The following is a 19,967-nucleotide window of genomic DNA, read 5'->3' as shown; positions in this document are numbered from 1 at the left end:
GGGGAGCTGACGAATGGACGACAGGATCATATCCGCCAACCTGATGATGGAGGACCAAGCGGTGGAGCTGAGCCTCCGTCCCCGTTATTTGGCCGAATATATCGGCCAGTCGCAAGTGAAGGAGAACCTGAAGGTTTATATCGAAGCGGCCAAACTGCGCAAGGAAGCGCTCGACCACGTGCTGCTGTACGGCCCGCCCGGCCTCGGCAAGACGACCTTGTCCAACATTATCGCCAATGAGCTGGGCGTCAACATGCGGACGACGTCCGGGCCGGCCATCGAGCGGCCGGGCGATTTGGCCGCCATCCTGACGAATTTGCAGGAAGGCGATGTCCTGTTCATCGACGAGATTCACCGGCTTCACCGGACGGTGGAGGAGGTGCTGTATCCGGCGATGGAGGATTTCGCGCTGGATATTATGATCGGCAAAGGGCCGAGCGCGCGCTCGGTTCGGCTGGACCTGCCCCCGTTCACGCTCGTCGGCGCGACGACGCGCGCCGGTCTGCTGTCCGCGCCGCTGCGGGACCGGTTCGGCGTCGTCAGCCGGCTGGAATTTTACAAGGCCGACGAGCTGGCTTTCATCGTTTCGCGCGCGGCCGACATCCTGAACGTCGGCATGATCGGCGAGGCGGCGGAGGAAATCGCCATGCGCTCGCGCGGAACGCCTCGCATCGCCAACCGCCTGCTCAAGCGGGTGAGGGATTTTGCCCAGGTGCGCGGAGACGGCATGATCACCTATGAAATGGCCAAGCACGCATTGGAGCTGATCGCGGTCGATCCGATGGGACTGGACCAGATTGATCATAAAATGCTGCGGGCGATGATCTCGAATTTCTGCGGCGGCCCGGTCGGCGTCGACACGATCGCCGCGACGATCGGAGAAGAAAGCCAAACGATCGAGGATGTTTACGAGCCGTATCTGATGCAGATCGGATTTCTGCAGCGGACGCCGCGCGGCCGGGTCGTGACGCCCCAGGCCTATCGTCATCTGGGGCTTCCGGTTCCTCCCGGGCGCGGAGGCGGAGAGCCGGAACAAACGTTGTTCTAAGTGCGTCTATACCTCTGAGGGAGCGCCGGCCGGCGGGCCGGGACCCGGAAGGAGCATCCGATGGCTGTGGCAAGGGGCGGAGCGGTTGAGAAGCTGTATGTGCTGTACGACGCGCACTGCGTCATGTGCGCGGGAACGGTCAAACGGCTGCAAGCGTTGAAGGGGATACGGGCCGAGCTTCAATATGTTCCGCTGCAATCGCTGGCCGAGGGCGGCGCGCCGGATATTCCGGGGCGGGACAAGCTGGACATTGAGGCGTTGTACGCCAAGCTGCATGTGGTCGACGGGGCGGGCGATGTATTTGCAGGCGCGGACGGCGTCGTCCGCATGATGCGCGCGCTGCCCGGACTGCGGCCGGTTGCCTGGCTGTACCGGATTCCCGGCATGCGGAAGGCTGCCGACGGGCTGTATCGCTTTATCGCGAACCGGCGTTACGACTGGTTCGGCAGAACCGACGAAGGTTGCGCGGACGGCGCCTGCAGGCTGCAGGAGCCACCGACGCCGAAACGGGAGGATAACAATTGATGAATGGATTTTTGTGGACAAGCGCAGGCAGACGCGTACAAAGGCAGCTTCCGTCCGTTCGCCGGATGAAACGGTTCGCCGCCTTGTTCATTGCTTTGGCCGTTGCCGTCTCCGCCGCAACGCCGTGGTCCTCGCAGGGGGCGGTGCCGACACTCGACAGCATTCGGGTGGCCATCTTCATTGAGCTGCCGGGCAAATACAGGTTGAACACACCGGCGGCGACGTTTGCCTCCGCAGGCGGCTTGGCCATCGGATTCCGCGAGCCGTCCGGCGTCGTCCCGCTGTTGAACGCCGCGCCTGGCGCCGCGGCGCGCTTCACACTTGACGATTACGGCGTCAAGGTGCTCGAGACGGCGGACTTCAACGCCGCGGGAGCGGCTTTGAAACGGCTGCAGGCGGCGTCCGGGGCCGGCTTCATAACGGCGCTTGCGAAGAACGGGACTACCTTCTACCAGGTGCGCGAAGGCGGATATGCTTCCGCCGCGGAAGCGAGGACAGCGCTCGATAAATGGAGCAAGGATTCCGCCTTAACCGCCTTGGCAGGCGCGGCGAACATGGAACTGCTCGGTCCGCTTCGCGCCGAGACGGGAGCATACGCCTCATTGGACGAAGCGAAGAATGCGGCGCTTTCTTTCGGCTCCGTCGGCCTTGAGGCCTACGTCGGCATCAAGGCTGCGCCGGCCGGAGGGGATGCCGCGCAATACACGGTGCTGGTCGGCTCGGCGGCGGACGCCGCAGGCTTGACGGCGGTGAAGGCCGCCGCCGCCCAGGTGCCCGAAGGCGCGGCTCTGCAGGACGCCGACGTTATGCTGCCGTATATAGTGATACGAAACGACGTGCCGTCCGTGCAATCGAAGGCCGTCGTGCCGATGTATGCTATGTCGGCCGGCGGAAGCGCCAAGGTGTGGATCGCGCCGGCCGGCGAGGGCGGCATTACGTTTACCGAAAGGTACGGCAGAACGTACCGCGGCAGCTTCGAGCTGAGCGGATTCAACAAAAAGCTGGCGGTCGTCAACGAGCTTTCGTTCGAGCACTATTTGTATTCGGTCGTCGGCGGCGAGATGCCGGCGTCCTGGCCTGTCGACGCCTTGAAGGCGCAAGCCGTGGCGGCGCGCAGCTATGCGCTTAACAAAGGCTTCGGTTTCCAGATCGCGCATGTCGTCGATACCGTCCTCAGTCAGTCGTACGGCGGCATCGGCTTCGAGAAGCCGGCCACGGTCGCGGCCGTCGATGCGACCCGCGGCGAGGCGATGATGTACAAGGGCAGGGTCGTCGAGGGCGTATTTTCCTCCAACGCGGGCGGGATGACCGCCGATCCGTCCGAAATATGGGGCAGCAGCGTTCCCTATCTCGGCAGCGTGCCGAGTCCGGACGACGCGTCGGAGAAAGGGCTTTATCAATGGTATCGGCTGGCGCTGCCCGACAGCAGGACCGGTTATGTCCGGGAAGACCTGTTGGTTCCGACCGGAACGAAGACGGCTGCGGGAAGCGATATCATGACGATAAAAGGCGACGGCGTGGCCGTACGGCCGATTCCGCTTATTCAGAGCGATGTCGAGCCGGTGGCGCGCCTCAATAACGGCACCCGTGTCGTGGTGCTGGAGCGAACGGTGCAGTCGAACGAGATGACCTGGGTACGGGGGCCCTTTACTCCCCAAGCGCTGGCGGCATCGATGAAGGGCAAGACAACGCAGCCGGTAACGGAACCGATCCGCACGCTGGAAATCGATACGCGGGGGCCTTCCGGCCGCGCTACCGGCCTGCTGGTGAACGGAACGAAGGCGGGCGTAAAAACCCCGGATACGCTGCGGTCCGCGCTTGGCGGGCTGCCGAGCACGCGGTTCGAGATCGATGAAACCGGACGGCTCGCCGTTCTGAGCGGCGGCGGCGCGGTCCGGGAGAAGCCGGGCGACGCCCGGCCGGTCTATGCGCTGGGCGCCGACGGCAATGCCCGGGAGTTGAGCAGCCCCGGACTGTACGTCCTTAACGGCAGCGGCGAATTGCGCGCCGCGACGAAGGAGCCGGCGTTCCGGTTTACCGGCACGGGCTTCGGCCATGGCGTCGGAATGTCCCAATGGGGAGCCAGAGCGCTGGCCGACAAAGGGTATGATTACCAGGCGATTTTGAAATACTACTACAAAGATGTGACGATCGAGAAGGAATGACGGGAACGGGGAAGAAGATGGACGTTAACGATTTCAATTTTGAACTGCCGGAGGAACTGATCGCGCAGACGCCGCTGGCCGAACGAACCGCTTCCCGCCTGCTCGTCCTCGACAAGCGGACCGGGGAGATCGCGCACCGGACGTTCACCGATCTTAAAGCTTATTTGCGCCCCGGCGACACGCTCGTGCTGAACGATACGCGCGTACTGCCGGCAAGGCTGCACGGCATCAAGCCGGACACCGGCGCGCGGGTCGAGCTGCTGCTGCTGAAGCAGCTGGAGGGCGACCGCTGGGAAACGCTGGCCAAGCCGGCCAAAAGGCTGCGCACAGGCGTTGAGCTCTGGTTCGGCGACGACGGACAGGGCGGACCGCTGCTGCGGGCGACGGTCGAAAGCGAAGGCGAAATGGGCGGGCGGATCGTAGCGTTCCGGTATGACGGCATTTTCCCCGAGCTGCTGGACCGGCTCGGCGAAATGCCGCTGCCGCCGTATATCCGCGAAACGCTGGACGACCGCGAGCGTTATCAGACGGTATACGCCAAGCACGAGGGATCGGCGGCGGCGCCGACTGCCGGGCTTCATTTCACCTCGGGGTTTCTCGAGGAGCTAAGAGCGCACGGCGTGGGGACGGCGTTCGTTACGCTGCACGTCGGACTGGGCACGTTCCGTCCGATGTCGGCCGAGCGGGTGGAGGACCACGTCATGCATGCCGAATATTATGAATTGGACGAGCCCAATGCGGCTTTGATCCGCGAAACGCGGGAGCGCGGAGACCGCATTGTGGCGGTCGGAACGACTTCCGCCCGCACGCTTGAAACGGTGGCCGGACGGTTCGGGGCCGAGGGCGTCCGCGCTTGCGCCGGCTGGACCGACATTTTCATTTATCCGGGGTACCGATTCGGCTTGGTCGACGCGCTGCTCACCAATTTTCATTTGCCGAAATCGACGCTTGTCATGCTGGTCAGCGCGCTGGCCGGACGCGATCATACATTGCGGGCATACGCGGAAGCGGTGGATCGGCGTTACCGTTTTTTCAGCTTCGGCGATGCGATGCTCATTTACTAGGAATGGAAGATGACAGTGGCGATAACTTACGAATTCATTAAAGTGTGCAAGCAATCCGGCGCGCGGCTCGGACGCGTGCATACTCCGCATGGCGTGATCGAAACGCCGTGCTTTATGCCTGTCGGCACGCAGGCGACGGTGAAGACGATGAGCCCGGAAGAGCTCAAGGAGATGGATGCCCGGATTATTCTAAGCAACACCTACCATCTGTTTCTGCGACCGGGTCATGAGCTGATCGCCAAGGCGGGCGGCCTGCACAAATTCATGAACTGGGACCGGGCGATCCTGACCGACAGCGGCGGCTTCCAGGTATTCAGCTTGAGCGAGATGCGGAAAATCACCGAAGAGGGGGTCGAGTTCCGCTCCCATCTGAACGGCGATAAGCTGTTCCTGTCTCCGGAGAAAGCGATGGAAATCCAGAATGCGCTCGGCTCGGACATTATGATGGCGTTCGACGAGTGCCCGCCGTATCCGGCCGAGTACGAGTACGTCAAGCGGTCGATCGAACGGACGAGCCGCTGGGCGGAAAGATGCCTGCGGGCGCATGCCCGGCCGGACGTGCAAGGGTTGTTCGCGATCGTCCAGGGCGGCGAGTATGGGGACCTGCGCAGGCAGAGCGCTGCCGATTTGACTTCCATGGATTTCCCGGGGTATGCTATTGGTGGACTGAGCGTGGGGGAACCGAAACCCGTTATGTATGAGGTGCTCGATTACACGGTTCCGCTTCTGCCGGCCGGCAAACCGCGCTATCTGATGGGCGTCGGCTCGCCGGACGCCTTGATCGAGGGCTCGATCCGCGGCATCGACATGTTCGACTGCGTGCTGCCGACCCGCATCGCGCGCAACGGCACCACCATGACGAGCCAGGGCCGGGTAGTTGTGCGCAACGCAGCGAACGCGGAGGATTTCGGTCCTTTGGATCCGGCGTGCGGCTGCTACACATGCAAGAACTATTCCCGCGCTTACATCCGCCATTTGCTCAAAGCGGATGAAACGTTCGGCATCCGGCTAACGACGTATCACAATCTGCACTTCTTACTCCAGCTCATGCGGGACGTACGTCAAGCGATTATGGAGGACCGGCTGCTTGACTTCCGGGATCAATTTTTCGCCCAGTACGGCTTGAATGATAATGACAAAGGATTCTGAGGGGAGGGTTAATCGATGTGGCTTGCATCTGCAGCAACAGGCGGAAACAACATTTGGGGCGTGATTTTGCCGTTTGTGCTGATGTTCGCGGTCTTTTATTTTTTGCTGATTCGTCCGCAGCAGCGCAAACAGAAACAGCGCAATTCGATGCTCGGTCAACTGAAGAAAGGCGACAAAATCACGACGATCGGCGGCCTGCACGGCACGATCGTGGAGATTACGGACGATACGGTCGTTCTTCGCGTCAACGACACGACGAAGATGACGTTCGACCGCAGCGCGATCAACAACGTCGTACAGTCGGCGCCCGCATCTGAGTAAGGCGGCTCCGGTTGTTCGGTGTCTTCGCTCCGTTTCGTGTCCGTTTCCTGATTCACTAAGCCCCGCTAAGGTGGAAACGGCCACAAACAAGTCGCTCTTCCCCCGAACAACCTCCGCAGCAGTAAGGATGACAAAACATCCATGAAAGATATAACTGCGAAAGAAATAATGCGGGCGTACATAATGAAAAAGCTTTGGCCATTGGCCAAGGCTTTTTCTTGTACTGTAGGCGTTGTAATCGGATTCATTGCCCGGGCAATGATGGGCGGTAGAGGGCGGCTCCTAGCCGCGGCATGCTCGGCCCAGGGGCGCGTGCGCAAGCCGCAGCGTCATCCGGAAACCCGTCAGCGCCCCGTTCCGACGCCGAGCATGCCGCCGAGCGCGCCCGCGGGGAGCGCAAACGCAAACAGCATCCACGTATCCTTGGTAAGCGGAGCATCGGCCGCCAAAAAGCCGATCGACACGATGACCAGCGCATATACGATCCCGAGCATGCCGCCGTGATGCCAGCCTTTCCGGCCGGCTTTTCTTCCGCAAGCGAAGCCGCCCGCCAATGCGGCAACGGCATGGATCGCCTGCGCAATCAGGGGAAGGCCGGTTTCCTGCATACCGGTGAAACGCAGCGCAAGCGAGAGCAGCAGCGCGCCGGCGCCGAGCCAGATTGCCGATATGGCGAGCCCGTACAACAGCGGCGAGCCCGCCCGCACCTTGGTGACGGTTTTCATCGGATTAACCATAGGGTGATCCTCCTTTTAAAGTAGCTCGTGACAAGCCCTTTTTGTACACCTTATTGCCGGCCCGGACAAATTAGAACCGAACACGGGATTGCCGTGCAGCGGCAGGGAGCGTTGCCAGCATTTGAAGCGAAGGGAGCCGAATGGCGTTCCCGCCCAGCGGCAACAATATTGGGTACAAAAGGACAGGCCAGCGGGGCCTTCCTGCGGCCAAGGAGGCGATAGCGGTGCCGGACATCGGAGCCTTAATCCTTCGAACGATACTCACTTATTTCGTCGTATTTCTCATCATGCGGCTGATGGGCAAACGGGAAATCGGCAAAATGTCGGTATTCGACCTCGTCATCTCCGTCATGATCGCCGAGATAGCCGTGTTCGTGATCGAGGATACGGACAGGCATCCTTTCCATTCGTATATACCGATGTTGACGCTCATGATCATTCAGATTGGGATTTCGCTCATTATTATGCGGTTTCGGGGCTTGCGTCTCATGTTTGACGGAAAGCCGACGATCGTGATCGCCAAAGGCAAGCTCGACCGGGAGGCGATGCGCAAGCAGCGCTATAACCTGGACGACCTGATGCTTCAATTGCGGGAGAATAAGGTGTCGTCGATCGGGGACGTCGAGTTTGCGATTCTCGAAACGAGCGGCAAGCTGTCGATCATCAAAAAAGAAGCGCAGCCGAAGCTCACCAGGCCGGTTACTTATGCTTCATTCGCGAACCAACTCGACGATCACCGCGCGGATAGCGAGCGCGAGTCGATTTTTCCGCCGAAATTCCGTTTCGAGATGCTGCCGATTCCGTTGATTATGGACGGGAAGGTGCAGGATGGGAACCTCGAGAAGCTGGGCAAAAACCGGTTCTGGCTTAAGAACGAGCTTCAGCAAAAAGGTTCCGCCGAATTCAAAGAGGTGTTTCTGTGCACGATCGACCATAACGGAAAGCTGTTTGTCGATTACGCAAAAAAGCCGAACGGATAAAGCTCAAGCGCCCGGAGGCCGCTTGAACAGCCGCCCGATGACCGGTATCCGGACGACGTCGTGGCGGTCGATAATATTGAGCCATACCATCAGCAGCAAATAGACCGCCGTGCCCGCCGTAGCCGCCAGCGTCAGGTTGTGCCATTCGGAGGGCAGCAGCGTCCGGTTCATGACGAACTGCGAAGCCGCGCCCATCACGATCATGGCGGCGCCTACCTTCACGAAGTCGGGAAGCTTCATCCGGAAGCCGACCGCGCGGAGGACGCCCGCGGCATGCAGCAGCGTCACAAGCACGATATTGACGTTGATGGCGATCAGGGCGCCGTAGATGCCGAATTCGGGCTTGGAGGCGAGCTGCACGATCAGCACGAGCTTGACGGCGGCGCCTGCCAATGTATTGGCAAGCGCCGTTCCGGGTTTGTCGAGCGCCTGCAGGGCGGCCTGCAGCGGCGCCTGCAAATAAATGAACAATGAGACGGGAGCCATCAGCTTCAGCATCGGCGCGATGTCGGCATAACCGTAGAGCACGCGGCAGATCGGCTCGGCGAACAAATACATGATGACGGCGAACGGAGCGCCGGTGACGAGCGCGAGCCGCATCGATTGGTGCAGCCGTTTGTGAATGAGCGCCCTGTCGCCCTTGGCCGCCGCCTCCGCCAGGGAAGGGACGAGCGAGACGGCCAGCGAGTAGGTGAGTGCGGTCGGCAGCAAAATGACGGGGATGATCATTCCCTGCAGGGCGCCGTATTGGGCAGTGGCCACTCCCGTCAGGATGCCGGCGGCGGCGAGGCTGCGGGCGGTAAGAATCGATTCCAGCAAATAGGAGAGCGAGCCGACCAGCTTGCTGCCTGTGACCGGTACGGACAGTCCGAGCAGCTTGCCGAGCACAGGGCCCGTGCCGGCTGCCGCGCCGCCTTCGCCATGAAGCCCGCCGCTCTCCGTATGCCCCCGCTTTCGCTTGTCGAGCAAGTAATGGACGGCCAGCACCGCCAGCCCGCACAGCTCGCCGATGACGACGCCGAGCATGGCGCCGGCCGCCGCCCATTCGATTCCGAAAGACAGAAACTTGTAGGCGAAAAAAAGCGTGAACACAATGCGGAAAACCGTTTCGATCACCTGCGACAGCGCCGTGGGGATCATATTCTGACGGCCCTGAAAGTAACCGCGCAACACCGAGGATACCGCCACGACGAGCAGGATCGGGAGCATATACATGAACGTATGATAGACGCGCGAATCGGTAAGCACCCGCGTGGTGATCCAGGGCGCCAGGGCCGCGGATGCGGCGGTGAACACCAGGGCCAAAGCGGCGGAAAGGCCCATCGCGGTGCGGAAAATCGCTTTTTCCTTCGCTCTGTCGCCCTGCGACCTGGCCTCGGCAACCCATTTGGCGACGGCGAGCGGAATGCCTCCGGTGACGATCGTAATGAGCACGATCATGAACGGGTAACCAAGCTGGTATAGGCCTACGCCTTCCGCGCCGATAATGCGCGGGAGGGCGATGCGCGGAATAAAACCGAGAATGCGGTTGATCATGCCGGCCGCCAACAATATCATGGCGCCTTTAATGAACGTTTGCTTGCTCACGAGTGCTCCCTCATCTCCTGTTTGGCTGCGGGTAGGATGCCCGTACTCCATGTGTATGCGGCCTGTCCGCAGGCATGCAGTCTTTTTGGGAAAAGGCGGGGCAAGGAAGGAAATCGCCTTCTCGCGGCGAACATATATAGACGATAAATGACGACCCAAAAGTGAAGCGAATCTCTGAAGCGTATTCCCCCTATTTTTCGGGGATTCAAGAAGAGAAGGCAGCAAGGTGAGGAGGCCGGCCCTTTGACGGACGAGGAACTGAACGGCACGATCGAATCGCTGTGCGAGAGCAAGGCGGAGGAATTCCGGCTGCTCGGCTACGAGCATGTATCCGGCAAGGAAATATGGGAATGCGTCAGCGATAAGTATCATAAGAACGGTACGCCGGCGCTGCATCAGATCGTCAACGACATATTGTCGCTTAAGGTGACCGCGTTCATGAATTTCATGACGCTGAGCGCCTATCGCGGAACCCATTTTTAAGGAGTGGGTTCTTTTTTTTGTTGGCAAGACCTTGCTTTGACTAGGTTTTCCCGCGCCGCTATAATGGGAATATTGAGAACTTAAGGGGGCTTACTAGGCTTTATGAACAGATTGCTGGCATTTGTGCTGATCGTGGCCGTTACGCTGGGCACGATCGCGTTTACGACTCCCGCTTTGCTGGACAAGGTCAGGCTCGGGCTCGATTTGAAGGGCGGCTTCGAGATTTTGTACGAGGCGGAGCCGTTGACGCCCGGGGGAGAAATAACGAGGGATACGCTGCGGGAAACGGCGGTCAGCCTGGAAAAACGCGCGAATGCGACCGGCGTCGCCGAGCCTGAGGTCACGCCCGAAGGCACGAACCGGATCCGGGTGAAAATTGCCGGCGTCAGCGACGAAGCGGCCGTTCGGGATATATTGAAAAAGCCTGTGGAATTGACGTTCCGCAGCATGCGGGGCTGTAACGGGGATGCCGGCTTCTGCAAGGTGGAGTTGATCGGAACCGACTTTAAGGAGAACGGCGCCAGCATCTACCAGAATGAATTGGGAGCCTGGGAAATTTCCCTTTCCCTTAAGTCCCGATCCAAGTTCGCGGAAGTGACGCGAGAGGTAGCGAAGCTGCCGGCGCCGAATAACCGGCTGGCCATCTTTCTGAACGACGAGATGCTCTCGGATCCCAACGTGACGCAGGAAATAAACAGCGACAAGGCATCGATCACAGGCTCCTTTCCGCGTGAGGAAGCCAAGCGGATCGCGGATACGATCAACCTCGGCGCGCTGCCGCTTAAGCTGACGGAGAAATATACGCAAAGCGTCGGCGCGACGCTCGGAAAGCAATCGCTGGAGAAAACGGTATTCGCCGGCGCCATCGGCGGATTGTTTGTCCTGCTGTTCATGCTGTTCGTTTACCGGGTGCCGGGGTTTGTCGGCATCATTTCGCTTGCCCTCAACACCTGGATGGTGCTGCTCGGCTTTGTGCTTCTGAACGCGACCATTACGCTGCCCGGTATCGCCGCGCTTATTCTGGGGCTTGGGATGGCGGTCGACGCGAACATCATTACGGCGGAGCGGATCAAGGACGAGCTGCGCAGCGGCAAAAGCCTGCTGTCCTCGCTCAAGGCCGGCTCCAAAAACTCGTTCCGCACGATTATGGACGCCAACATTACGACCGCGCTGGCAGGCGTCGTGATGCTTTTTATCCCGAACAGCTCGATCCGCGGGTTTGCGGTCATGCTTCTTCTCGGAATAGTCGTCAGCCTGGTCGCCAATATGAGCTATTCCCGCATGCTCCTTTATTTGCTCATCCGAAGCGGCCGCTTCCAGAATAAAAAGCTTTACTCCGTGAAGGAGAGTGAAATCCGTGCGCTATAATTTTGATAAATTCGATTTTGTCGGCAAGAGCAAATATTTTTATATGTTTTCGATCGCGATCACGGTGCTCGGCATTTTGGTATTGGCGATCGGCGGCTTGAATTACGGCGTCGATTTTCGGGCAGGCTCCAGCATGGATATTGCCGTCAGCGAAAATTTGCAGCCCCGGCAGGATGAAATCCGTGCGCTTATCGATAAAGAAGAGCTGGGAAGATACAATTTGACGGTGGGAACCGACCGTGTGACGATCCGGTTCGACGACATTCTGACCGACAAGGAAGAAAACAAGCTCAAGACTGATTTTGCCGCCGCTTTCGATCCGACGGCTTCCGCCGAGGTGAACACGGTCGACGTGCAAATCGCGCGGGAAATCCAGACCAAAGCGATGCTGGCGGTTCTCATCGCAAGCCTGGGCATTATTGTATATGTCAGCATCCGGTTCGAGTGGCGCTTTGCCCTGGCCTCGATCGTCGCGCTGCTGCATGACGCTTTCATCGTCATCAGCGTGTTTTCCATTCTGCAGCTTGAAGTCAACATCCCGTTCGTGGTGGCCATCCTGACGATTATCGGTTACTCGATCAACGATACGATCGTGATTTTCGACCGGATCAGGGAAAATCTGCGGTTCGCAAAAATCAAAGGCAAGGCCGATCTGGTCAAGCTCGTGAACGAGAGTGTGTCGCAGACGATGACGCGTTCGATCAACACGGTCGTCACCGTGCTGTTCGCCGCGCTGAGCGTGTTCGTTTTCGGCGGCGAATCGATCAGGCTGTTCTCGCTTGCGATGGTCATCGGGCTTGTAGCCGGCGCTTATTCCTCCATTTTTATCGCCAGCCCGTTGTGGCTGCTGATGAAGAGCAAAGAAAAGCCGAAAACGCCGGCCGCCAAATCGCAATCGGCGGTTTGAGGCCGTATGTCGAATGGCGTGATGACGGTAACGGACTTTGACGGCGCGGCCGGTCATGCAGCTATGGGAAGATTGACAAAGGGGTGTGAAGCGGGGTGGCAAACCATCGTCAGCCGCAGCGGGAGGCGGAGGCGGAGGCCGGGCTGTGGGGCAATGCCGGACTCGCGCTGCTGAAAGGCGTCACCGGCTGGCTGACCGGCAGCTCCGCGCTGCTGGCGGACGCGTTCCGGTCGGGTGCCGATGCGGGAAAATGCTTTGCCGCGGCCATCGGCACACGGGGCGCGAAGAGGATTGCGATGCGGGGAACGGAGCGGAGAGAAAGCGCGGACGCCGATCAGGCTTCAAACCTGGTCGTTTCCTTGCTGCTGCTCATTGTCGGCGTCGAAATCGGCATTTCGGCCGTCCGGCAGGCAGCGGAAGGGCTGCCGGACGCGCCGCAATGGCCGGCGATTGCCGTCGTCGCGGCGGCATGGGCGATCAAGGCGGGCTTCTTCTCTGCCGGCGAGCGGCGCATCGAAACCTATGTGTCGGCGGTCGTGCTGGCCGGCGCGGCGGGCGCGTGGCTTGGCGGCAGACTGGATCGGCCGCTGCTGCTCTATCTCGATCCGGCGGCCGCGTTGTTCGTCGCAATCGTCATGATCCTGCGAGGCTACCGGCTGATCGCCGGCACGATGTTTGGCGGCAAGCCGTCCGGCTCGGCCCGGCCGGATGAGGCCGAGCTGAAGGAGTCCGTCCAAGGCGTTGAAGGGGTTATCGCCGTTTCGGCGCTCCGCGCGCGGGAGCGCGGGCACTATATCGTCGTCGACGCCACAATCAGCGTGAATCCGCGAATTACCGTGCTGGAAGGCCGGGAAATCGCCAAGCGGGTAAAGGTGCAAGTGTTCAAGCGGTTTACGCACGTAACGGACGTACAGGTGCAGGTTGATCCTTACGATCCCGGCTACCCTTACAAATCGAATCACGATCCGAATCAGGAGCATATGCCGACGCTGCTGCAATAGCGGCGGCGGCATTCAGTCTTTCCGGGAGCGATTCGGCTGCATAATTAGGAGGATACAGCGGTGTTGAAACCGAAGACCAGATGGGATATCGCGCCGTTGAGCGAGGCGGCGGAGCTGGCCGCGGCCTCGATCGCCCGCGAGCTCGGCCTGGCGCCGCTCACCGCCAGGCTGATGGTCCGCCGGGGCATACTCGATGCGGAGACGGCCAGGCGGTATTTGAACGGCGGCCCGGAGCTGATGCACGACCCGTTCCTGCTTAGAGATATGGATGCGGCCGTCGGCCGCATCCGGCAAGCGGCGGAGCGGGGGGAGTACATACGCATTTACGGCGATTACGATGCCGACGGCGTATCGAGCACCGCGTTCGTTGCCAGGTTGTTTGCGAGCCTCGGCTATCGTTTCGATTATTATGTACCTCATCGAACGCTTGAAGGGTACGGACTGAACGAGAAGGCGATCGAAGCAGCGGCGGAAGCGGGCGTCAAGCTGCTTGTAACCGTGGATAACGGGATCGGCGCCGTCGACCAGATCGCATATGCCCGAAGCCTCGGCATCGATACGGTCGTGACCGATCATCACGAACCGCCCGAACGGCTTCCCGACGCGGTCGCCGTCGTTAATCCGAAGCGCCCCGACTGTCCTTATCCGTTCAAAGGGCTGGCCGGCGTGGGAGTGGCGTTCAAGCTCGGCCATGCCCTGCTCGGTCGGCCGCCGCTGGAATGGGCGGAGCTGGCCGCGCTCGGCACGATTGCCGATTTGATGCCTTTGCAGGACGAGAACCGCGTACTGGCGCGGATCGGTCTCGACATGATGCGGCGTTCGGACAATCCCGGTTTTCAGGCGCTTGCCCGGGTCGGCGGGATGGAGCTTGCCGCCGCCTCCGCGGAGGCGGTGGCGTTCGGAATGGCCCCGCGGGTGAATGCCGGCGGGAGGTTAAGCCGCGCCGACATCGCCGTCAAGCTGCTGACGACCGACGACCCGGCCGAGGCGCGGCAGCAGGCGGAGACGCTCGACGCGCTGAACCGGGAGCGGCAGAAGCTGGTGGAAGCGACGGTGCGGGAGGCGGAAGGGGTCTGGGCGGCGAAGCGCGCGTCGGCAGCCGAATCGGGCATGCGGGAGCCGGAGGTGATCGTCGTCGCCGGGGAAGACTGGAACGTCGGCGTCGTCGGCATCGTCGCCTCGAAGCTGATCGAGCGTTATTATAAGCCGGCATTCGTGCTCGGCATCGATGCGGCGAAAGGCACGGCCAAAGGCTCCGCGCGATCCATCGACGGCTTCGATCTCCATGCTGCCCTTACGGCATGCGAAGAGCTGCTGGACCACTATGGCGGCCATCAGGCCGCGGCCGGCATGACGCTAGACCGCGATCGGCTGCCGGCGTTCGAGGAACGCCTGGACCGCCTGGCCCGCGAATGGCTGTCGGATGACGACCGTCTGCGGAAGACGACGGTGGATCTGGTTTGCTCCTTGGAAGAAGCGAGTCTGGAAGCAACAAGCCAGATCGCGCTGCTCGAGCCGTTCGGAGCGGGCAATCCGCAGCCGAGAATGCTGATCGAGGGCGTGCGTCTGAAGGAGAAACGGGCGATCGGCAAGGAAGGCAAGCATTTGCGGCTTGCCGCGAAGCGCGGCGGCGACGTTCTGGAAGCGGTCGGCTTCGGATTCGGCGGGCTCGCCGCCCATATCGCCGATTCCGCCCGAATCGACCTGCTCGGCGAACTGTCGGTCAACGAATGGAACGGCGCGCGAAAGCCGCAGCTTCAGATACGCGACCTGCGGGTCGACCACGTCCAGGTGTTCGACCGGAGAGGAGCGCGCGACAAGCGAAGGGCGCTTGAACAGCTGCTCGAGACCGCCGCATCGATCGGGGGAGCGGTTGCGGGAAGCGGTTCGGCGGCTCATGCCGCGGTCGTGCTGGCTTCCGACCCGGGCTGGCTGGAGGCGGCGGCCGCTTCCGAGACGGGCGGTGCATCCGCGAACGGGCCGATCATGATCCGTTACGACGAGTGGCCCGCCGAAGGGGCGGATTGCTTTACGCTTGTGCTGCTTGACAAGCCGCCGTGCCGGGACAGCTTCGCGGCCATCGTGCGCACCTGCGCGTCGCTGGAGCGGGTGCATGTGCTGTATGAAACCGCGGCGGGACGGGAAGTCCGCTTTCCGGACCGGTCCGATTTCGGCGCTGCTTACCGGCTGCTCCGGCGAATGAATCGCGGGACGCTGCCGAGAGCGGACGCGATTGCGGCATTGTCCCGGACAGGCTTGCCGGCGGAGACGCTCGGGATGATGCTGGATGTGTTTGCGGATCTCGGCTTTCTGGAAACGGCCGACGGCCGTATCCGCTTGGTGCCGAACCCCGGGCACAGGGAACTTGCCTCTTCGCCGGTGTACCAGAGGGCGAAGCGGGGATCGGATGCCGAACGGCTGTGGTCGGCGCCGTGCGCGGAGCTGACGGAGTGGATTATCGGCATAAGGACGCCGGGCGCCTGACGGCTCCGGTTACATTTGATGGATGAATCGGGAGGAACGTATCATGAATTTTAAAGACTATATCCGGGTTATCCCGGATTTTCCGCAGCCGGGCATCCGGTTTAAGGACATCACGACGCTGCTGAAGGACGGCAAGGCCTACCGGGCGGCGATCGACGCGATCCGCGACGGCGTCAGCCATCTGGAGATCGACCTGATCGCCGGTCCCGAGGCGCGCGGCTTCGTCATCGGCGCGCCGCTCGCGCTTTCGCTCGGCGTCGGCTTCGTGCCGATCCGCAAGAGCGGCAAGCTGCCGGGCAAGACGGTGGAGGCCTCCTATGACCTCGAGTACGGCAAGGATAAACTGGCGGTACATACCGATGCCGTTCAGCCGGGCCAGCGCGTTCTGATCGCGGACGACCTGCTTGCCACCGGGGGCACGATCGCCTCGACCGTCAACCTCATTCGCCAGCTGGGAGGAGAAGTGGTCGGCGCGGCTTTCCTGATCGAGCTCGGCTACTTGACGGGCCGGGAAAAGCTCGAGGGCATCGACGTTTTCTCCTTGATCACCTATTGATTCGCGGCGATTCTCCAATAACCGAACCCGAGCCGAGCCCTGCCGAGACCTTGTCGGCAGGGCTCGGTCCGTCGCCTGAAGCCGGGAAGGGCACGGCAAGGCGACGGGCGTCTCCGAGGCCGGCGGCAGTTGACGATTGGCCTTGACTACGGGCATAATAATGAGAAAAACTTGTTTCGTTCGGGTTCGGGCCAAGTCGATCCGGATCCGGCCGGTACCGTATAAAAATCGACGGATATCGAGTTCTCTCAGGCGGCAGGCCGGTAGAGAAGAGCTCTTTTAGAAAGGGACGTTCATGGGCATAGAGCAGTTAATCGACAAGGCAGCGGTCTATTTGAAGGAATCAGACCTTGCGCGCATCCGGGAAGCCTACGATTTCGCCGAGCAAGCCCATCACGGCCAGGTGCGGAAATCGGGCGAGCCTTATATCCTGCATCCGGTTGCGGTTGCCGAAATATTGGTGAATATGCAGATGGATGTCATCTCGATCATTGCCGCCCTTCTGCATGACGTCGTTGAAGATACGACCGTACCGCTCGGGGAAGTGCGCATCCGCTTCGGCGATACGTGCGCGATGCTCGTCGACGGCCTGACGAAGCTGGAAAAAATTCAGTTCCGCTCCAAGGAAGAGCAGCAGAACGAGAATTACCGCAAAATGTTCGTCGCCATGGCCCAGGACATTCGCGTCATTCTGATCAAACTGGCCGACCGGCTGCACAATATGCGCACGCTGAAATTCCAATCGGAGGAGGCACAGCGGCGGATCGCTTACGAAACGCTGGAAATTTTTTGTCCCATCGCTCACAGGCTTGGTATTTCGGCCATCAAATGGGAGATGGAAGACATCGCCCTCCGCTATCTGAATCCGCAGCAGTATTACCGGATCGCCAACCTGATGAAAAAGAAACGTGCGGAGCGGGAGCGGCACATCGAGGACGTCATCGACAAAATCCGCGAGAAGCTGAGCGAGATGGGCGTCGTCGGCGACATCTCCGGACGGCCCAAGCATTTATACAGCATCTATAAGAAAATGACGGACAAAAACAAGCAGTTCAACGAAATTTACGACCTGCTGGCCATCCGGATCATCGTCGACAACATCAAGGATTGCTATGCGACGCTCGGTATCATTCATACGCTGTGGCGGCCGATGCCGGGTCGGTTCAAGGATTATATCGCGATGCCGAAGGCGAACATGTACCAATCGCTGCATACGACGGTGATCGGGCCGAACGGCGAACCGACCGAGGTGCAGATTCGGACATGGGAGATGCACCGGACGAGCGAATACGGGATCGCGGCCCATTGGGCCTACAAGGAAGGCAAGGAAGGCGCCGCCGCTTCGGCCGGCGGCTTCGGCGACAAGGTAAAGTGGTTCCGCGAAATTCTGGAGCTTCAGAACGAGGCGCGCGACGCTTCGGAATTTATGGAATCGCTCAAGATGGATTTCTTCTCCGACCTCGTCTTCGTATTCACGCCGAAGGGCGAGGTGTTCGAGCTGCCGGCCGGATCCGTGCCGCTTGATTTCGCCTACCGGATTCATACCGAGGTCGGCAACCGCACGATCGGGGCCAAGGTGAACGGGCGGATCGTGCCGCTCGACCACAAGCTGAAGACCGGGGATATCGTCGAAATATTGACCTCCAAGCATTCGTACGGCCCGAGCCAGGATTGGGTGAAGATCGCCCAGTCGTCGCATGCGCGCAGCAAAATCAAGCAGTGGTTCAAAAAAGAGAAGCGCGACGAGAACGTGTCCAAGGGCCGGGACATGGTCGAGAAGGAGCTCAAGCGGCTGGGCTTGGAGTCTTCGGCCTGGCTTCAGGACGACAAGCTTCACGAGGTCGCCGCGAAATTCACGTTCAACGATATCGAGGACATGCTGTCCGCGGTCGGCTTCGGCGGCATTACGGCGGCGCAGATCGTCACGAGGCTGACGGAGAAGCTGCGCAAGGAAACCGAGGAAGCGAACCGGATCGAGCTGACCTCCGAGGTGAAGGAGGTCAAGACGCCCGGCGGCGAGAAGAAGCGGCGGTCGACCGGCGGCATCCGCGTCAAAGGCGTGGACAACATGCTCGTGCGCTTCGCCCGCTGCTGCAACCCGGTGCCCGGCGACGAGATCGTCGGTTACATCACGCGCGGGCGCGGCGTATCGGTGCACCGCTCCGATTGCAACAACATTCCGGCCGCGGGCGAGGGAGAGGAGGCCGCGCGCGTCATCGAGGTCGAGTGGGAGCAATCGGTCGAGGCGAATTACGCGGTCGATATCGAAATCCGCGGCCACGACCGCCGCGGGCTGCTGAACGAGGTGCTGCAGGCGGTTTCGGAAACGAAGACGAACATCGCGGCCGTATCCGGCCGTTCGGACAAAAACAAGCTCGCGCTGATCCATATGACGATCCTGATCCGCAACATCGAGCATTTGCAGTCGGTCGTCGAGAAGATCAAGCGGGTGCAGGATATTTTTTCGGTGCAGCGCATTATGCAATAGAGTTGCTCTTCAAGCCAAGAAGGTTGGGATTTTACTGTGAAAATAGTGGTGCAACGCTGCAAATCGGCTTCCGTGACGGTGGAAGGCGAGACGGTCGGCGCCATCGGCGCGGGCTTGCTGCTGTTGGTCGGCGTGACGCATGAAGATACGGAAAAGGATGCCGGGTGGCTGGCCGACAAGCTTGCCGGCCTGCGCGTTTTTGAGGATGAGCGGGGGAAAATGAATCTTTCCGTGACGGACGTCGGCGGCGAGGTGCTGTCGGTGTCGCAGTTCACGCTCTACGGCGATTGCGGCTCGGGGAAACGTCCGAGCTTCACGGCCGCGGCCAGGCCGGAGCTTGCGGAGCCGCTCTATGAGACGTTCAATGCGCGGCTGCGCGCCAAAGGGCTGCGGGTCGAGACCGGCCGGTTCGGGGCGATGATGGAGGTTTCGCTTGTCAACGAGGGACCGGTGACGCTGATCGTCGACAGCAGGGAGAAGTAGGCGATTGGATTATGCGGCCCGGTTAATGGCAACAATAGAAGGCAAATGGACATTCGCGCCGGAGCGCGGATCGAAAGGAGCCGATGCGGGGATCATGCGTCAATCGTGGAAGGAACAAAGAGTCGAGCGGGCGTGCACGGGCATGCTGCATATGGAGCGCCGGGAAGCGCTCACGTTCACGGAAGGCCACGGGAGAACGGCCGCCGACTGGCCGGGCGGACATCACATGCGCCGGGATGAGCCGTCCGGCGGCGAGTGAGCGGGAGAACGGTAATGTTACCCGGCATTAGCGTCTCGTCAGTGTTCGTGTCCGTTAGCGGCACGCGGTGCCGCTAACGGAGCTATTATCCGGCGTCCGGGCGGGTTAGCGGCATACGATGCCGCTAGCGGACAATCGGCGTATGGTTTGCGTCATTTTGTCGTCGCTAGCGGCACGTGGTGCCGCTAGCGGAGCTATTATCCGGCGTTCGGGCGGATTAGCGGCATACGATGCCGCTAGCAGACAATCCGGCGTATGGTTTGCGTCATTTTGTAGTCGCTAGCGGCATGTGGTGCCGCTAACGGACCTTTTATCCGGCGTTCGGGCGGATTAGCGGCATACGATGCCGCTAGCAGACAATC

18 protein-coding genes are annotated in these 19,967 nt (G+C 60.8%); 16 read left to right on the top strand and 2 right to left on the bottom strand.

The window, feature by feature from the left end; all coding sequences use genetic code 11:
* Window positions 1-13 precede the first annotated feature (13 nt).
* From ruvB to yajC, 6 genes are read left to right on the top strand one after another with little or no spacing between them, the layout of a single operon-like run.
* Window positions 14-1,048 (top strand): Holliday junction branch migration DNA helicase RuvB, encoded by a 1,035-nt coding sequence (gene ruvB, locus RWM61_RS00260; RefSeq protein ID WP_313996004.1) that lies wholly within the window; start codon window positions 14-16, stop codon window positions 1,046-1,048.
* 60 nt (window positions 1,049-1,108) lie between these two features.
* Window positions 1,109-1,573: a DUF393 domain-containing protein gene (locus tag RWM61_RS00255; RefSeq protein ID WP_313996001.1), complete on the top strand. Its 465-nt coding sequence runs from the start codon at window positions 1,109-1,111 to the stop codon at window positions 1,571-1,573.
* The gene (locus RWM61_RS00250) at window positions 1,573-3,738 is read left to right on the top strand and encodes a SpoIID/LytB domain-containing protein (RefSeq protein WP_313995998.1); all 2,166 of its coding nucleotides are present in this window, start codon (window positions 1,573-1,575) and stop codon (window positions 3,736-3,738) included. The genes RWM61_RS00255 and RWM61_RS00250 overlap by 1 nt, the downstream gene beginning before the upstream one ends.
* Before the next feature lie 17 nt (window positions 3,739-3,755).
* Complete coding sequence (gene queA, locus RWM61_RS00245) at window positions 3,756-4,802, top strand: tRNA preQ1(34) S-adenosylmethionine ribosyltransferase-isomerase QueA (protein ID WP_313996369.1); 1,047 nt, start codon at window positions 3,756-3,758, stop codon at window positions 4,800-4,802.
* 9 nt (window positions 4,803-4,811) lie between these two features.
* Window positions 4,812-5,951: a tRNA guanosine(34) transglycosylase Tgt gene (tgt, locus tag RWM61_RS00240; RefSeq protein ID WP_313995996.1), complete on the top strand. Its 1,140-nt coding sequence runs from the start codon at window positions 4,812-4,814 to the stop codon at window positions 5,949-5,951.
* Between the two features lie 15 nt (window positions 5,952-5,966).
* Window positions 5,967-6,272, top strand: a complete 306-nt coding sequence (yajC, locus tag RWM61_RS00235; protein WP_313995992.1) for a preprotein translocase subunit YajC — start codon at window positions 5,967-5,969, stop codon at window positions 6,270-6,272.
* A 344-nt stretch (window positions 6,273-6,616) separates the two neighbouring features.
* Here yajC and RWM61_RS00230 read toward each other — a convergent pair whose 3' ends face one another.
* Complete coding sequence (locus tag RWM61_RS00230; protein WP_313995989.1) at window positions 6,617-7,009, bottom strand: TIGR04086 family membrane protein; 393 nt, start codon at window positions 7,007-7,009, stop codon at window positions 6,617-6,619.
* 224 nt (window positions 7,010-7,233) lie between these two features.
* Between RWM61_RS00230 and RWM61_RS00225 the strand changes: the two genes are divergently transcribed.
* Window positions 7,234-7,989 carry a DUF421 domain-containing protein gene (locus tag RWM61_RS00225; RefSeq protein ID WP_313995986.1) on the top strand — a complete coding sequence of 252 codons (756 nt, stop codon included), beginning with the start codon at window positions 7,234-7,236 and terminating at the stop codon, window positions 7,987-7,989.
* A 3-nt stretch (window positions 7,990-7,992) separates the two neighbouring features.
* Here RWM61_RS00225 and spoVB read toward each other — a convergent pair whose 3' ends face one another.
* Window positions 7,993-9,576, bottom strand: a complete 1,584-nt coding sequence (gene spoVB, locus RWM61_RS00220) for a stage V sporulation protein B (protein WP_313995983.1) — start codon at window positions 9,574-9,576, stop codon at window positions 7,993-7,995.
* 243 nt (window positions 9,577-9,819) lie between these two features.
* Between spoVB and RWM61_RS00215 the strand changes: the two genes are divergently transcribed.
* The 9 genes from RWM61_RS00215 (at window position 9,820) to RWM61_RS00175 (ending at window position 19,605) form a co-directional block, all read left to right on the top strand.
* Window positions 9,820-10,059, top strand: a complete 240-nt coding sequence (locus RWM61_RS00215; RefSeq protein ID WP_313995980.1) for a post-transcriptional regulator — start codon at window positions 9,820-9,822, stop codon at window positions 10,057-10,059.
* A 102-nt stretch (window positions 10,060-10,161) separates the two neighbouring features.
* A complete protein-coding gene (secD, locus tag RWM61_RS00210; RefSeq protein ID WP_313995976.1) occupies window positions 10,162-11,427 on the top strand; it encodes a protein translocase subunit SecD in 1,266 nt (421 codons plus the stop codon).
* A complete protein-coding gene (gene secF, locus RWM61_RS00205; RefSeq protein ID WP_313995973.1) occupies window positions 11,417-12,334 on the top strand; it encodes a protein translocase subunit SecF in 918 nt (305 codons plus the stop codon). Before secD ends, secF begins: the two co-directional genes overlap by 11 nt.
* Window positions 12,335-12,429: 95 nt before the next feature.
* Entirely contained in the window at window positions 12,430-13,335 is a 906-nt protein-coding gene (locus tag RWM61_RS00200) for a cation transporter (protein WP_313995970.1), read from the top strand.
* Window positions 13,336-13,395: 60 nt separating this feature from the next.
* Window positions 13,396-15,819 (top strand): single-stranded-DNA-specific exonuclease RecJ, encoded by a 2,424-nt coding sequence (gene recJ / locus RWM61_RS00195; RefSeq protein ID WP_313995967.1) that lies wholly within the window; start codon window positions 13,396-13,398, stop codon window positions 15,817-15,819.
* Window positions 15,820-15,862: 43 nt separating this feature from the next.
* Entirely contained in the window at window positions 15,863-16,375 is a 513-nt protein-coding gene (locus RWM61_RS00190) for an adenine phosphoribosyltransferase (RefSeq protein ID WP_313995965.1), read from the top strand.
* Window positions 16,376-16,670: 295 nt separating this feature from the next.
* Window positions 16,671-18,863 carry a bifunctional (p)ppGpp synthetase/guanosine-3',5'-bis(diphosphate) 3'-pyrophosphohydrolase gene (locus RWM61_RS00185; protein WP_313995962.1) on the top strand — a complete coding sequence of 731 codons (2,193 nt, stop codon included), beginning with the start codon at window positions 16,671-16,673 and terminating at the stop codon, window positions 18,861-18,863.
* Between the two features lie 36 nt (window positions 18,864-18,899).
* The gene (dtd, locus tag RWM61_RS00180; RefSeq protein ID WP_313995960.1) at window positions 18,900-19,346 is read left to right on the top strand and encodes a D-aminoacyl-tRNA deacylase; all 447 of its coding nucleotides are present in this window, start codon (window positions 18,900-18,902) and stop codon (window positions 19,344-19,346) included.
* Window positions 19,347-19,350: 4 nt separating this feature from the next.
* Complete coding sequence (locus tag RWM61_RS00175; RefSeq protein ID WP_313995957.1) at window positions 19,351-19,605, top strand: hypothetical protein; 255 nt, start codon at window positions 19,351-19,353, stop codon at window positions 19,603-19,605.
* The last annotated feature ends 362 nt before the right edge of the window (window positions 19,606-19,967 follow it).

The sequence above is a fragment of the uncultured Paenibacillus sp. genome (genome assembly GCF_963515335.1).
Lineage (GTDB): Bacteria > Bacillota > Bacilli > Paenibacillales > Paenibacillaceae > Paenibacillus_I.
Note: the sequence above shows the minus strand (reverse complement) of the source record. Positions and strands in the feature narration are given on the sequence as shown.